Origin of the sequence: Thermosulfurimonas sp. (genome assembly GCF_015491435.1) — a bacterium.
Classification (GTDB): domain Bacteria; phylum Desulfobacterota; class Thermodesulfobacteria; order Thermodesulfobacteriales; family Thermodesulfobacteriaceae; genus Thermosulfurimonas_A.
Map to the genome: position 1 here is coordinate 1 of NZ_WFVX01000065.1, position 13,051 is coordinate 13,051.

The 13,051-nt window shown below is 57.2% G+C and carries 13 protein-coding genes and 3 tRNA genes; 4 read left to right on the forward strand and 12 right to left on the reverse strand.

Going from position 1 to position 13,051, the window contains the following annotated elements:
• A partial coding sequence (gene malQ / locus F8J34_RS02860; protein WP_297056346.1) for a 4-alpha-glucanotransferase occupies positions 1-1,264 on the forward strand: 1,264 nt, incomplete at its 5' end.
• On the opposite strand, the gene F8J34_RS02865 is transcribed toward malQ, so the two are convergent.
• Genes F8J34_RS02865 through ricT form a run of 3 tightly spaced genes read right to left on the reverse strand, consistent with a single transcriptional unit; the run spans position 1,261 to position 4,732 of the window.
• The gene (locus F8J34_RS02865) at positions 1,261-2,013 is read right to left on the reverse strand and encodes a DUF169 domain-containing protein (protein ID WP_297056347.1); all 753 of its coding nucleotides are present in this window, start codon (positions 2,011-2,013) and stop codon (positions 1,261-1,263) included. The two genes, malQ and F8J34_RS02865, sit on opposite strands and share 4 nt — an antisense overlap.
• Positions 2,013-3,914, reverse strand: coding sequence for a methionine--tRNA ligase (gene metG, locus F8J34_RS02870; RefSeq protein WP_297056349.1), 1,902 nt, complete (start codon positions 3,912-3,914; stop codon positions 2,013-2,015). The genes F8J34_RS02865 and metG overlap by 1 nt, the downstream gene beginning before the upstream one ends.
• Positions 3,911-4,732, reverse strand: coding sequence for a regulatory iron-sulfur-containing complex subunit RicT (gene ricT, locus F8J34_RS02875; RefSeq protein ID WP_297056351.1), 822 nt, complete (start codon positions 4,730-4,732; stop codon positions 3,911-3,913). The genes metG and ricT overlap by 4 nt, the downstream gene beginning before the upstream one ends.
• 106 nt (positions 4,733-4,838) lie before the next feature.
• Here ricT and F8J34_RS02880 point away from each other — a divergent pair, with 106 nt between their 5' ends.
• A complete protein-coding gene (locus F8J34_RS02880) occupies positions 4,839-6,209 on the forward strand; it encodes a 4Fe-4S binding protein (protein WP_297056352.1) in 1,371 nt (456 codons plus the stop codon).
• Here the strand turns inward: F8J34_RS02880 and mobB are convergent.
• From mobB to F8J34_RS02915, 7 genes are all read right to left on the reverse strand, one after another.
• Positions 6,203-6,856 (reverse strand): molybdopterin-guanine dinucleotide biosynthesis protein B, encoded by a 654-nt coding sequence (gene mobB / locus F8J34_RS02885; protein WP_297056369.1) that lies wholly within the window; start codon positions 6,854-6,856, stop codon positions 6,203-6,205. The genes F8J34_RS02880 and mobB overlap by 7 nt on opposite strands.
• Positions 6,857-6,867: 11 nt before the next feature.
• Positions 6,868-7,560, reverse strand: a complete 693-nt coding sequence (locus F8J34_RS02890) for a metal-dependent hydrolase (protein ID WP_297056354.1) — start codon at positions 7,558-7,560, stop codon at positions 6,868-6,870.
• 129 nt (positions 7,561-7,689) lie between these two features.
• Positions 7,690-7,765 (reverse strand) — tRNA-Gly (locus F8J34_RS02895).
• 80 nt (positions 7,766-7,845) lie between these two features.
• Positions 7,846-8,787 carry a pyruvate synthase subunit PorB gene (gene porB, locus F8J34_RS02900; protein ID WP_297056357.1) on the reverse strand — a complete coding sequence of 314 codons (942 nt, stop codon included), beginning with the start codon at positions 8,785-8,787 and terminating at the stop codon, positions 7,846-7,848.
• Between the two features lie 4 nt (positions 8,788-8,791).
• The gene (gene porA, locus F8J34_RS02905) at positions 8,792-9,967 is read right to left on the reverse strand and encodes a pyruvate ferredoxin oxidoreductase (RefSeq protein ID WP_297056359.1); all 1,176 of its coding nucleotides are present in this window, start codon (positions 9,965-9,967) and stop codon (positions 8,792-8,794) included.
• A 2-nt stretch (positions 9,968-9,969) separates the two neighbouring features.
• Positions 9,970-10,269, reverse strand: a complete 300-nt coding sequence (locus F8J34_RS02910; protein ID WP_297056361.1) for a 4Fe-4S binding protein — start codon at positions 10,267-10,269, stop codon at positions 9,970-9,972.
• Positions 10,270-10,281: 12 nt separating this feature from the next.
• The gene (locus F8J34_RS02915) at positions 10,282-10,830 is read right to left on the reverse strand and encodes a pyruvate ferredoxin oxidoreductase subunit gamma (protein WP_297056364.1); all 549 of its coding nucleotides are present in this window, start codon (positions 10,828-10,830) and stop codon (positions 10,282-10,284) included.
• A 126-nt stretch (positions 10,831-10,956) separates the two neighbouring features.
• Here F8J34_RS02915 and F8J34_RS02920 point away from each other — a divergent pair.
• Positions 10,957-11,031, forward strand: a tRNA-Gln gene (locus tag F8J34_RS02920).
• Positions 11,032-11,582: 551 nt separating this feature from the next.
• Here F8J34_RS02920 and F8J34_RS02925 read toward each other — a convergent pair.
• Positions 11,583-11,655 (reverse strand) — tRNA-Thr (locus F8J34_RS02925).
• 51 nt (positions 11,656-11,706) lie between these two features.
• On the opposite strand from F8J34_RS02925, the gene F8J34_RS02930 reads away from it, so the two are divergent.
• On the forward strand, positions 11,707-12,240 hold the full coding sequence (locus F8J34_RS02930) for a CDP-alcohol phosphatidyltransferase family protein (RefSeq protein WP_297056365.1): 534 nt from the start codon (positions 11,707-11,709) through the stop codon (positions 12,238-12,240).
• Here F8J34_RS02930 and F8J34_RS02935 read toward each other — a convergent pair.
• Positions 12,206-13,051, reverse strand: an 846-nt coding sequence (locus F8J34_RS02935) for a MiaB/RimO family radical SAM methylthiotransferase (protein WP_297056367.1), incomplete at its 5' end; no start/stop codon positions are given. The two genes, F8J34_RS02930 and F8J34_RS02935, sit on opposite strands and share 35 nt — an antisense overlap.

The following is a 13,051-nucleotide window of genomic DNA, read 5'->3' on the forward strand; positions in this document are numbered from 1 at the left end:
GCTCATAAGCCCGGAAAGGCTTTACCAGGAGGGGCTCCTGCGAAAGAGGGAGATCTCGCCCCCCGATTTCCCGAAGGATCGGGTGGATTATGTTCGGGTCCGAAGATTCAAGAGAGAAATCCTGACCCGGGCCTTCTCGCGTTTTCGTCCCGGTTCGGATTTCGAGGCCTTCTTTTCCCGCGAATCCTTCTGGCTGGAGGATTACAGCCTCTTTCGGGCCCTCTGGGAAAAGACCGGCCGTCCCTGGCCGGAATGGGAGGAGGACCTGCGCCAACGCCATCCCGAAGCCCTGGCCCGGGCCGCCAAGATCCTTGAGGAGGAAAGACGATATTTCGCCTTTGAGCAATATATTTTCTTCTGTCAGTGGCAGGAACTTCGAGAATATGCGCATTCCAAGGGGGTCTTTCTCTTCGGAGATCTGCCCTTTTATCCGGGTTACGAGAGCGTGGAGGTCTGGAGTCATCCCCATCTCTTTAAGCTGGATGCGGATCTCCGACCCCGCTTTGTAGCCGGTGTTCCCCCGGACTATTTCAGCGCCACCGGTCAGCTCTGGGGCAACCCGGTCTATGACTGGGAGGCGCTGGAGAGGGAGGGATTTTCCTGGTGGATCGAACGGATCCGACACAACCTCCGACTCTTCGATCTCCTGCGTCTGGACCATTTTCGGGGGTTTGCGGCTTACTGGGAGGTCCCCTTCGGGGAAGAGACCGCCGTACGGGGAAGGTGGGTTCAGGCCCCGGGGGAACGCTTTCTGCAAAGTCTGTTCCGCCATCTCTGGGAGCCCCAGCTCGTGGCCGAGGACCTGGGTTACATTACCCCTGAGGTGCGGGAACTTCGCCGGAAGTTCGGCCTTCCGGGGATGAAGGTCCTTCTCTTTGCCTTCTTCGAGGAGGATAGTCCCTATCTTCCGCATCGCCACGAATTTCAGTCCGTGGTCTATACCGGCACCCACGACACCAACACCGCCCGGGGCTGGTTCGAGCGGGAACTTAATTCCGAGGGGCGAAGGCGGCTGGAGTCCTATCTGGGCCGGGAGGTCTTCCCGGAGACCGTGGCCCACGAGCTGATAAGGCTGGCCTATGTCTCCCCGGCGGCTCTGGCCCTGGTCCCCATGGCCGATGTCCTGGGACTGGGGGAGGAGGCCCGCATCAACGTCCCTTCCCGGGCGGAAGGCAACTGGGAATGGCGTCTTAAGGAGGAAACCCTCACCGCCGATCTGGCCGGCTACCTGCGGGATTTGAGCCGGACCTTCGGACGGATCTAGCCTTTTTCCGATCTAAAGGCGATCAGAGGGCAGTTGCGACAGATGTCCTCCCCCACCAGGCGCGGACCTCCCAGAAAAGAGACCTGTCCCTTGCGGGCTTTATCCTCCAGGACCCGGATCACCACCTCAAAGGCCTTCCAGGGGAAGGCCAGGAAAAGCTCCCCTCGATCCATCTTGCCCGAGGAAAAGGCCCCGGGACAGGGCAGACTCATAACCGGTTTCTGTTCCAGATAGGCCTTGACCATGGATCCACAGACCGCCGCGTTGGGATAATGGGTAAGCGGTATCTCGGAGGCCCCGGAACCCAGGAGATAGAAATCCAGGAGATGGGCCGCCTGGAGGGCATCCACCACCAGAAGAAGGACCTCCGGGGGGCTTTCCGCTCGATCCAGGGGGCTAAAGGCCAGGGCCTCGAACTCTCCCGCGGGAAGACGGGATCTGGAGGAATATAACCTTTCCGCAGCCTCCGGCTGAAGGAACTTGTAAAGGGTTTTCTTGACCCTTTCCTCCCGAAAGGGGAAACCGCACACAAAGGCCGCGGTCTGGCAGTGAAGCCCCTCCGGGCGAAGAAGGACCCCCTCCCCCACTTCCCTTACATGAGCCACTATCTGACAGATGGAGAGCCGATTCCTGGGGCGGGAGAAGGTTTCAAAGGAGGGATCCGCCTTTCGAAGGAGATATACCGCCACCGGTTCATGATATAGCCGCAGGGTACGCAAAAGAAGAGTCGAGATCTCTGCCCCCTGCATTAGCCCACCTCCGCTCCCGGAGTAACGGCTTCCTCGGGCACCAGGAGCCTCAACCCCTTGGCGTCCCGGGCGGCAAGGATCATACCCTGCGAGAGCACCCCCCGTATCCGGGCCGGTTTGAGATTGGCCACCAGGACCACCTGTTTGCCCACCAGCTCTTCCGGACGATAATACTCGGCGATTCCGGCCACCACGGTGCGTTCCTCCGGACAACGCACCGTGAGTTTGAGTAAACGATCCGTACCCGGGACCCGTTCCGCGGCTACTACCTCGGCTACCCGCAGATCCCATTTCTTGAATTCCTCAAGGGGATAGGTCTTCTCTTCCACCTTTTCCTCCGCAGAATCTTTTTCGCCATCCGGGACCTCCAGAGAGGGCTTTTCCAGCCGGGGGAAAAGGGCCTTTCCCCTCTGGACTTCCTGTCCCGGCTTCAGGCGTCCCCAGGCAAGGGCCCTTTCCAGAGATAGCTCCTCGGCCGGAGAAAGCCCCAGATTCCCGAGGAGAAGCTCCGAGGACCGGGGAATGATGGGCCAGAGGACCACCGCCAGGACCCTAAGGGCCTCGAGCAGGGTGTAAAGGACCCGTCCCAGACGATCCTGCTTTCCCTTTTTATTCAATTCCCAGGGGGCCTGATGATCCACATAGCGGTTGGCTTCCCGGACCGCCTCGTTAAGAAGATTCAGTCCCAGGTGAAAACGGAAATTATCCATTTCCCGGGCGAAATTCTCCACCGCGGAAAGGAGCCGTTCTTTAAGGGTCCGATCTTCCGGCGTTTCTTCCCCGGGGACAGGCACACGCCCCTGGCAATACTTCCCCACCATGGAAAGGGTGCGGAAGACCAGGTTCCCGAAATCGTTGGCCAGTTCGGCGTTGGTGCGCAGTACCAGGGCCTCCTCGCTGAACTCGGCATCCTGACCGAAGGCCATCTCGCGCAGAAGGAAATAGCGCACCCGGTCGGCCCCGTAGCGGGAAACCAGGTCCCCGGGGCGCACCACATTCCCCAGGCTTTTGGACATCTTGGCCTGGTTCAGGTTCCAGTAACCGTGTACGTGAAGCCGTCGATAGACCGGAAGCCCCAGGGCCCGAAGCATGATGGGCCAGTAGATGGCATGGGGTTTGAGGATGTCTTTGGCGATAATATGTTCGGCCACCTGCCACCATTTCTCCCAGGAGGGGTCGTCCGGGTATCCGATTCCGGAAAGATAATTGAGAAGGGCATCAAACCATACATAGGTAACGTAGTTGGGATCAAAGGGGAATTCGATTCCCCAGGAAAGGCGGCTCTTGGGGCGGGAGATACAGAGAGGCTCGAGCCCCTCGCGCAGGAGCCCCAACACCTCCTCCCGATATCCGGGAGGCTGGATGAAATCGGAGTGTTTCTGAAGGTGATCGATCAGCCAGTCCTGGTAGCGGGAAAGATCAAAGAAATAGTTGCTTTCCCGGAGGGGGGTGGGGGGGGTTCGGTGATCCGGGCATAATCCGTCGCGCAGTTCCTTGCGGGTGAGAAAACGCTCGCAGCCGAAGCAGTAAAGCCCTTCGTATTCCCCGAAGGAGATGTCCCCTTTCTCGTAAAGGAACTGGAGCACGTGCTGGACCACCCGCTTGTGGTTCGGTTCGGTGGTGCGGATGAAGCGGGTGTATTGGATATGCAGAAGAGGCCAGGTCTGCCGGAATTTTTCCGCGATACGATCCACATACTCGCGAGGAGTAAGCCCCTGGGCCTCCGCCGCCCGGACGATCTTGTCTCCGTGTTCGTCGGTCCCGGTCAGGAAGAAGACCTCGTACCCCTGCAGACGCTTCCAGCGGGCCACGGTGTCCGCAACCACGGTGGTATAGGCATGGCCCAGATGGGGTTCGGCGTTGACATAGTAGATGGGAGTGGTGAGGTAAAAGCGTTTCATGCCCCCTCCGTTCCCTGCGCCAGGATTTGTTTGAGTTCTTCCACCGGAATCTCTACCTCGCGTCCCTCCTGATTTTCCAGGACCACGGTCTGACGGAAAATATTGTAACGCACCACCTGACAGGGGCCTACCGGGGTGCGGATCTTTTTGCCTATCTTGGGGAGGCTGCGGGAGAGTTCCTGATACAGTTCGTATTCGTAAAGGAGACAGCACAGGAGCCTTCCGCAGATTCCGGAGATCTTTTCCGGATCCAGGGGCAGACTCTGTTCCTTGGCCATACGGATGGAAACCGGGGCGAACTGCCGGATGAAAGCCGAGCAACAGAGCTCCTGACCGCAGGCCGCCAGCCCCCCGCACATGGCGGTCTCGTTTCGTACTCCTATTTGCCGCATCTCGATCCGGGTACGCAGGGCCCGCACCAGTTGTTTCACCAGCTCCCGGAAATCGATGCGTCCCTCGGCGGTGTAATAAAAGATCACCTTGCTCCGGTCGAAAAGCCGTTCCACGCGTACCAGTTTCATTTCCAGCCCCAAGTCCCGGGCGAACTGCCGGCAATACCCTTCGGCCTTTTTTTCGAACTGTAGGTTTTCACGGTACTGCCGGATCTCGTTACGCCGGGCCACCCGCAGAACCCGCGGCAGGGCCCCGGAGGGTAAAGGAAGGGGAATGCTCCGCGAGACGGTCTGAAGTACCTCCTTTCTTTCTTCCAATTCTACCAGAACGAAGCTTTTGGGTCTTATGGGGAAGGAGGATTGCACGTGGATACCCGGAAATCCTTCCCGGAATATGGCTTCGGTTACGTAGATCTTCTCTTCCATGTTGTACGCTCCTGGGGCAGGTTGAAGATACCCCGGCCCTTTCCGTTTGTTAAGACTTTCTCAAGCTCTTATCCATCCGGCCAAAATCAGGTAAAACTTAAATTTAATGGAAAAGTGGAAAAAGGTATTACATACCGTTTTCTGCCTGGAACTGGATAACGGCCGTCTCAATTTATTCGAGACCTTTCCGGCCCTCAAGCGGTTTTTTTATAATCGACGTTATTTTGCCTGGATCCGAACCTTCGGGGACATCGTTTTCCTGATCCTTATCCTGCTGGGGCTTTTCGGCCCCCAGGAGGCCGATCGCAACGTTATGCTTTTCCTGGCCTGGGGAGTGTGGTGGACCAGCGTGGTCCTTTCCTGGTTCTTTGTAGGGCGCATGTGGTGCGCCTTCTGCCCCTTTCCCGGTCTGGCCCGTCTTCTCCAAAACCTGAAGCTTTCCCGGTTGCGTTCTCCCCCTAAGTGGCTGGTATGTAAAGGCCTTCACCTGGCCACCGCCGGCTTTTTCTTCATCATCTGGGTGGAAACCGTCACCGATATGAAACATTCCCCTTTCTCCACCGCACTTCTCCTCCTGAGTATCGTCCTGGGGGCTACTCTTATGGGAGTTCTTTATCGAGGCTATACCTGGTGTCGATATCTCTGTCCGCTGGGTAAGATTATCGGTTCTGCGGCCACCATGGCTCTGACCGAATTTCGGGCTGATCCGGCCAAGTGTGCTCAATGCAAGGATTTTGCCTGTCGGCGGGGGCGTCCCGGAAAGAAACCCTGTCCGGTTTTTCTGGGGGCCTATCACGCCCGGAACAATCTGGTCTGTCTGGTTTGCGGGCACTGTCTCACCCTTTGCGCCCACGATTCTCCAGCCCTTTATCTCCGGCACCCCCTGCGGGAACAGATCATCAATAAGGGACGTTATGTAACCTGTGGTTATGTGATTCCTCTTCTCATGGGCTCGCAGCTAGCCCGGTTTCTTTATGAAACCCCCTATTTTGCGCGCTTACAAAACCTCCTGGGCTATGGATCCACGGTGACCTTTACCCTGCTCTTTGGGGTATCCACCCTCTTTTTTATCCAGTTCATTCGCCTGGGATCGCACCTTTTCGTCTATTACGAGGACGAGCTTTTCGGCCGCTTTTCTCCCATGGTGCCGGTGGTCTTACCCCTGGCTTTTACCGGCGAACTGGTTTATCGACTGGAGTACTTCCTGCGCAATGTGGGAGACTTCCTGCCCACCCTGGGGCGTCAGCTACGGTGGGACTATCTTCTGGCCTACCATTTCACCGTTCCCCCGGAATTTATCCGGTTAGCGGGTCTCTTTTTGATCTTTTTAGGGACCCTGGGGGGCCTTTACACCATCCGATATCTTTGTCGGTATGAATTCGAAGGACTGGTTCCCCGGAAGAACCAGGTCCTTATTTATCTTCTGCTGGGAATCTTTGTTTTTCTTTATGTATTTTCTTTTTCGGTCCGTTATTGATCTTCCAGCCGGATCTCCACCCGGAGGGGGTGTTGGGGCACCCCCCGTAAGCTCTTAAGAAATCCGTATAGTAATCCGGAAAGGGCCCGGCGTACGTAGCGGTTAAGGGCCACGGGTCTTCCGTCCACGAAAACCTGGACCCGGGGGGAATAAACCCGCAGAAAGCGTTCTTCCAGAAAATCGGCCAGGGCTTCCCCATCCTCCAGGCGAAAGACCGGAAGCTCGGTGGGGGGACGGAAATCCGCGGCCAGAGCCACCACCCCTTCGATTTCGCGGAAGAGATACCGCCGGGAGACCTCCCTGCGCAGGACCTCTATCTTGGGAAGATAACCCAGCCCCTTGAATCCCTCGGCCAGTACCAGATGACAGTCGGCGAACTCGCGAAAGAGAAGATAGGGAAAGTCCGCCTTTCGAGAGGGAAAGGACCGGGAATAGATCACCACCTCCTCTCCGGCCCAGAGGGCCACGGGCTCGGCTCCGGCTTCCCGCAGTCTAAAGGTGTCGGTCCCGGGACGATCGGTTTCTCCCCGGGGTTCCTTGGTGGATTTGACCACCCCTACTTTAAATCCCCGGGCCCGCAATACCCGTATCAGGCCCTCGAGCAGGGTGGTCTTCCCCACCCCGTGTTCCCCCACCACCGCTACCACCGGAAGCAAGACTACTCTCCGTAACGAAAGGTTTCACCGGGTGCGAGTTCCTTTACCAGGACGGAGAGCCCGCGAAGGTTCAGTTCTTCCCGCAGGGCTTCCGGGGTGCCGGTGAGCAGGGGAAAGGTGCCGTAATGCATGGGGATGACCACTTCCGGCCGAAGAAGTTCACAGGCTTTGGCCGCTTCCCGGGGGTTCATTACATAATGACTCCCTATGGGAAGACAGACCACCTCCGGTTGGTAAAGTTCACCGATAAAGGCCATTTCGGCAAAGAGTCCCGTATCCCCCGCGTGATAAAGTTTGCGTCCATCTTCCATTTCGATTACGAACCCGCAGGCATCCCCCCCGTAGGTCCCGTCCGGAAAGGAGGAGCTGTGTAGCGCCGGCACCATGGTGATCTTGATCCCCCTGGTTTCGTAAGTTCCTCCGATGTTCATCCCTGTGGCTTTGGGGATCCCCCGGGCCATGAGATACTGCTGGACCTCGTGAATGGCCACTACTTCGGTGGCTGCGGTACGAGCCAGCTCCAGCACCTCTCCCAGATGATCCCCGTGGGCGTGCGTGATAAGGACGAAGTCGTAGGGGCCACGGTCAACCTCCCGCGGAGCCTGGGGATTGGATATCCAGGGATCGATCAGGATCTTCAGACCCCCGGGTGTTACCACCCTGAAGACGGCATGGCCATAAAAAGTGATCTCCATGGACCCCTCCTTAATTTCCAGTAATTATGATCTTCGGGACCACAAAGATTCTCTTAATTCAAGAGTAACCCAAAAGAGAGGCCTTTTACAAGGGGTGAAAAATTTCTGGAGGATTAAAGGAAAAGATTTTGGAGCGGGAAACGGGACTCGAACCCGCGACCTCCACCTTGGCAAGGTGGCGCTCTACCACCTGAGCTATTCCCGCTCCGACAGATTTAAATTAAAAAACCCTGCTTCCCTTCTGTCAAGGCCCCCGGAAGCCCTTCCGGGGGCCGGGAAAACAGATTACAGGCACTCCGCTAGTCGCAGTAAACGTTCGTATTCCGCATCCACGCGGGCCTGGATCTTGCGAATTTCCTCCTCGGTAAGGTGCCGGAAGCGCCGCTGGCGTTTCAGGTATTCCTCCACCGGTTTGGGTTTGGTGATCTTCCGGGTGATATAGTACTTCCCCTCAATGACCTCATAAAGCGGGAATATTCTGGTTTCCACCGCCAGCTTGGCCAGGGTTATGGAATCCTCTCCCTTGGTTCCCCAGCCGGTGGGACAAGGGGAGTAGATATGCACGTAAGCCGGCCCCTCCACCAGCGCGGCCTTTTTAACCTTGTTCATGAGATCCAGGAAGAAGGCCGGGGTGGCCGTGGCCACATAAGGAATTCCATGGGCGGCGGCTATGGCCGGAACATTCTTCTTCCAGGTCATCTGTCCGATGGATTTCTTCCCGGGAGGGCTGGTGGTGGTCATCGCTCCGTAAGGCGTACAACCCGAACGCTGTACTCCGGTGTTCATATAGGCTTCGTTGTCCAGGCAGATATAGACGAGGTCGTGCCCCCGCTCCAGAGCTCCGGAAAGGGCTTGAAGCCCGATATCCGCCGTTCCTCCGTCTCCGGCGAAGGCCACCACATCCACGCGTCGATTCCGGGGAAAACGCCCCTTACGTTTCAGGGCCCTGAGGGCTGCCTCCACCCCCGAAGCCACCGCCGCCGCATTCTCAAAGGCCACGTGCAACCAGGGTACCCGCCAGGAGGTGTAGGGAAAGGGGCTGGAAATGATCTCCATGCAGCCCGTGGCACTGATGGCGATAACGTTCATCCCCAGAGCCTTCAAGGCCAGACGCAGCGCCAGGACCTCACCACAACCCTGACAGGCCCGATGCCCGGGAGCGAAGGGTTCCTCCTTGGGGAGATTTTTGGCACTAAACCCTTTGAACTTGGCCCATTCTTTCAGCATGGCTCTACTCCTTTACCCCGATCATCTCGTAGGGTTCCTTGGGTTTCTTCTTCATATAGACATAGGCCCGGTCAGCCATTTCCTCGAAATCCTCTACCGTGACATCCCGTCCCCCCAGGCCGGCGATAAAGTTCACCACCCGGGGACGTCCGGGTACCTGATAAAGGGCCGAGCGCACCTCCGTGCCCACCGGGCCTCCGGTGGCCCCGGGGGAGAGGGCTCGATCGATCACCGCCAGAACCTTAAGGCCCTTTACCGCCTTTACGAAGTCCCGCAGAGGGAAGGGACGCCAGAGACGAAGCCGTACCAGGCCCACCTTTTTCCCGGCTTCCCGCATACGATCCACGGCGGTCATAGCCGTTTCCGCCAACGACCCCATGATGAGAAGGGCCACCTCCGCATCCTCCATACGGTAGGTTTCCACCGGACGATAGCGCCGACCGAAGACCTCCTCGAATTCATCCCAGGCCTTGAGGATTACCCGGTAGGCGTTTTTGAAGGCCTCGTCCTGGGCCTTTTTGGCCTCGGTATAGATCTCCGGAATGCCCACCGGCCCCATGGTCAGGGGCTTGCGAGGGTCGAGTTTGTAGCGGGGCCGAAAAGGAGGAAGATAGCGGTCCACCTGTTCCTGATCCGGAAGTTCGATGGGCTCGATCATGTGGCTCAGGGTAAAACCATCGATGTTCACGATGGCCGGGAACATCACCCGTCGGTCCTCCGCCACCCGGAAGGCATGATAGACCAGATCCACCGCTTCCTGCCCGTTTTCGGCAAAGGTCTGGATCCAGCCGATATCCCGCTCGGCCATAATGTCGCCGTGGTCGTTCCAGATACTGATGGGGGCCGAGAGGGCCCGGTTGGCTACCACCATGACCACCGGGAGACGAAGGGCCGGAGCAATGAAGAGGATCTCGTGCATAAGGGCCAGACCCTGGGAAGAAGTGGAGGTAAAGGTGCGCGCCCCGGTGGCTACCGAGCCCAGACAGGCGCTGATAGCCGAGTGCTCGGATTCCACGGTGATGTATTCGGCATCCAGCTCCCCGTTGGCCACCAATTCGCTGAGATGTTCCACAATATGGGTCTGCGGAGTAATGGGGTAGGCCGCGATTACGTCCACCCGGCATTGCTTTACCGCTTCGGCTATGGCTATGGAGACCTCTTTGGCTATACGTTTGCCCATGATTAAACCTCCTCTACCACCATAGTAATGGCCCCCTTGGGACATACGCTGGCGCAGATCCCGCAGCCCTTACAATAGGTGAGATCGACGATGTAGTAACCTTCTTCATCCTGGGTATAGGTCATATCCGGGCACATGATGTAGCACTGGCCGCACTTGACGCATTTTTCTTTGTCCAGCACCGGACGGAAGGAACGCCAGTCACCGGTCTTAAACCGGACCGAGTTTCCGGGTTCGAGGATATAGCACCCGAAGGGGACCTCTTTCCAGCTTATAAGGGCGGTGTCTTTTCCTTTGGGCATGGCGCTTCTCCTTTACTGATAGATCTTGATTTCTTTGATGGCCCGGGCCAGGGCTTTTTTATTCTTTTCGGCCAGTCGCCCGAACCTCTCCTCCAGAGCCTCCTCAAGGTAACCCTGATCCACCAGGCCGGTAGCGGCCAGAAAAGCCCCCAGCATGGTGGTATTGGTTATGGGGAGACCCAGTTCCTCCAGAGCGATCTTGGTGGCATCCACCACAGCCATCTTTCCCTGCCATCCGAGCATCTCCCGCAGCTCTTTTTCGCTCTTGTGGGAATTGAGGATGACCCAGCCATCTTCTTTTAGCCCGGAAGTTACCTTCACAATGGAAGGAAGGGAGGGATCCAGCACCAGGACCACATCCGGAAAATAGATCTTTTCCCGGGTGCGAATGGGATGCTCACTTACCCGTACAAAGGCCTGTACCGGCGCTCCCCGACGCTCCGGCCCGAAACTGGGAAAGGCCTGTGCGTATTTGCCCTGGTTTATAGCGGCCACCGCAATAAGCTCTGCGGAGGTTACCGCTCCCTGCCCACCCCGACCGTGAAGCCTCACCTCGATCATAGGCCACTCCTTACCAAGATAATTTGCAGATTAGCCTTGTAATTACATAGATCATGGGGCCTGTCAACACCCGAAAAATTCGGAGGAACTTTACATTTTCGTAGATTCGATTAGAATATACTGGGTTCCGGGGTCGTCTAACTGGCAGGACATGGGACTTTGGCTCCCAGAATCCTGGTTCGAATCCAGGCCCCGGAACCAGGTGATCATCTTTCTCTTCTATAAAGCCTGCAAGAAGGTCGGTATCGAGGGGGGACATCTACCAGGCGTCCCGACACTCGTTCGCTATCCAGCGCCTCAAGGACGGCTTCAGCTACGAGGAAGTTGGGGCGGCGTTGGGACACAGTTCGCCTCAAACCACCCGCCGCTACGCCCGCTTAAGAGCCGAACAAGTCCGGTCCGTGTTCGAGGGTGCTAAAGTAATCCCGTTCCCGAAAGTGAAAGAGAAAGATGAGTGAGCGGAACTATTTTTATCCGCCTTAACCACGATACCGCCATTCACGTATGGTTTGAAACCTACAGAGGTAAAGTCCGCCGATTCGCCGTGAAGTTAATCCACCGTGGAACAGAGATTGTCCGCTACGACAACCGGGAACGGAACCCCGGATTTAACAGAGATTTAACACATCGTGCTACCAAAAATACGTCGAGAAAGAAACAAAAAGTCCAGAAGTTACGCTAAACTTTCCCTGGGTTTTCTCTCGCAACTCATTCTCAATAAGGTGAATCGGCTGAAACCCTTGAATATTAAGAGCCGGCGGGGGGACTCGAACCCCCGACCTGTGGATTACGAATCCACTGCTCTACCAGCTGAGCTACACCGGCGACTTTATTCCTCTATTTTAATCTCCGCCTTTCAAAAGTAAAGTTAGGAGAATGTTTACCTGGGCCAATCTGGTAACCCTGATAAGGCTTCTTCTGGTCCCGGTTATTATGATCGCCCTTCTTTCGGCCCGGAAGACCGAGGCCCTGGTCCTCTTCGTGATAGCCGGGGTCTCGGATGCCCTGGACGGAATTCTGGCCCGAAAACTCCGTCAAAAGTCCCTTCTCGGGGCGGTGCTGGATCCCCTGGCGGATAAATTCCTCCTGGATACCATTTATCTCCTCTGTGCCTGGAAGGGGTATTTACCGGTCTATCTGGCGGTACTGGTGATAAGCCGGGATGTATTCATCATTAGCGGATTTCTGATCTTACATCTCTTCTTTGTCACGCCTGAAATCAGGCCCTCCCGCCTCAGTAAGCTGAACACCATGGTCCAGATCGTTACCGCCGCTGCGGTGATGGCCTCCCTCCGGCCGGCCCTCTTGGAACCCCTCTTCTATCTTACCGCCACCTTAACCGTTGTTTCCGGGCTGCACTATCTCTATCTGGGATTTATATCCTTTCCCCCAAGACCCGATCCCCGTTAACCTCGAGGATGCGAACCTTAACCACCTGCCCCTTAAGAGAGCCGTTCCCCTGGAAATAGACCGGAAGGTAATTTTCGGACAAACCACGCAGAAGACCCTGGCGGGGTTCCTTCTCCTCCACCAGGACCTGGAGGACCCGTCCCACCTGAGATTGATAGAAGGATCGTTTTTTGGCCTGGGCGAGCTCCCGCAGGGCGCGAGCCCGTCGCGATACCACCTCGGCCGGAGGACGGGGAAGGCGAGAGGCCGGGGTCCCCGGACGCGGCGAAAAGGGAAACACGTGGAGATAGGTAAGGGGACTTTGAGCGATCAATTCGTAGGTGCGACGGAAGGCCTCCTCGGTTTCACCGGGAAAACCAACTATCACGTCTGCTCCTATGGCGGCGTGCGGAAAGCGCTCTCGTATCTCCTGAAGCACCGAGAGATAAAGTCCCGCGGTATAGGGCCTCCCCATGGCCCGAAGTATCTGGTTGTCGCCGCTCTGCAGGGGAATATGGAAATGGGGAGCAAAAGCCGGCGAGAGTTCCGCCCAGGCCAGAAGATCCGGGGTGATTTCGGTGACCTCCAGCGAGGAGAGGCGCAGACGCACAGGTCCCAGCCTTTCCAGTTGACGCAGGAGATCCACCAGCGTACGGGGCGGAGAAAGATCCCTCCCCCAGAAACCCAGATGAATTCCCGTGAGCACCAGTTCGTGATAGCCGGCTTCCACGAAACACCGGGCCTGAGCAAGGACCTCCTCTTCGGGAAGGCTTCGGGAGGGCCCCCGGGCCAGGGGCACGATACAGTAAGTGCAGCTGTCTCTTATACACAT

Bases quoted from the DNA above. Each gene is read 5' to 3' on its own strand.
- F8J34_RS02930 (WP_297056365.1), top strand. From the start codon at position 11,707: ATGTTTACCTGGGCCAATCTGGTAACCCTGATAAGGCTTCTTCTGGTC.
- F8J34_RS02915 (WP_297056364.1), bottom strand. From the start codon at position 10,830: ATGATCGAGGTGAGGCTTCACGGTCGGGGTGGGCAGGGAGCGGTAACC.
- F8J34_RS02865 (WP_297056347.1), bottom strand. From the start codon at position 2,013: ATGCAGGGGGCAGAGATCTCGACTCTTCTTTTGCGTACCCTGCGGCTA.
- F8J34_RS02890 (WP_297056354.1), bottom strand. From the start codon at position 7,560: ATGGAGATCACTTTTTATGGCCATGCCGTCTTCAGGGTGGTAACACCC.
- porB (WP_297056357.1), bottom strand. From the start codon at position 8,787: ATGCTGAAAGAATGGGCCAAGTTCAAAGGGTTTAGTGCCAAAAATCTC.
- porA (WP_297056359.1), bottom strand. From the start codon at position 9,967: ATGGGCAAACGTATAGCCAAAGAGGTCTCCATAGCCATAGCCGAAGCG.
- F8J34_RS02910 (WP_297056361.1), bottom strand. From the start codon at position 10,269: ATGCCCAAAGGAAAAGACACCGCCCTTATAAGCTGGAAAGAGGTCCCC.
- ricT (WP_297056351.1), bottom strand. From the start codon at position 4,732: ATGGAAGAGAAGATCTACGTAACCGAAGCCATATTCCGGGAAGGATTT.
- metG (WP_297056349.1), bottom strand. From the start codon at position 3,914: ATGAAACGCTTTTACCTCACCACTCCCATCTACTATGTCAACGCCGAA.
- F8J34_RS02880 (WP_297056352.1), top strand. From the start codon at position 4,839: ATGGAAAAGTGGAAAAAGGTATTACATACCGTTTTCTGCCTGGAACTG.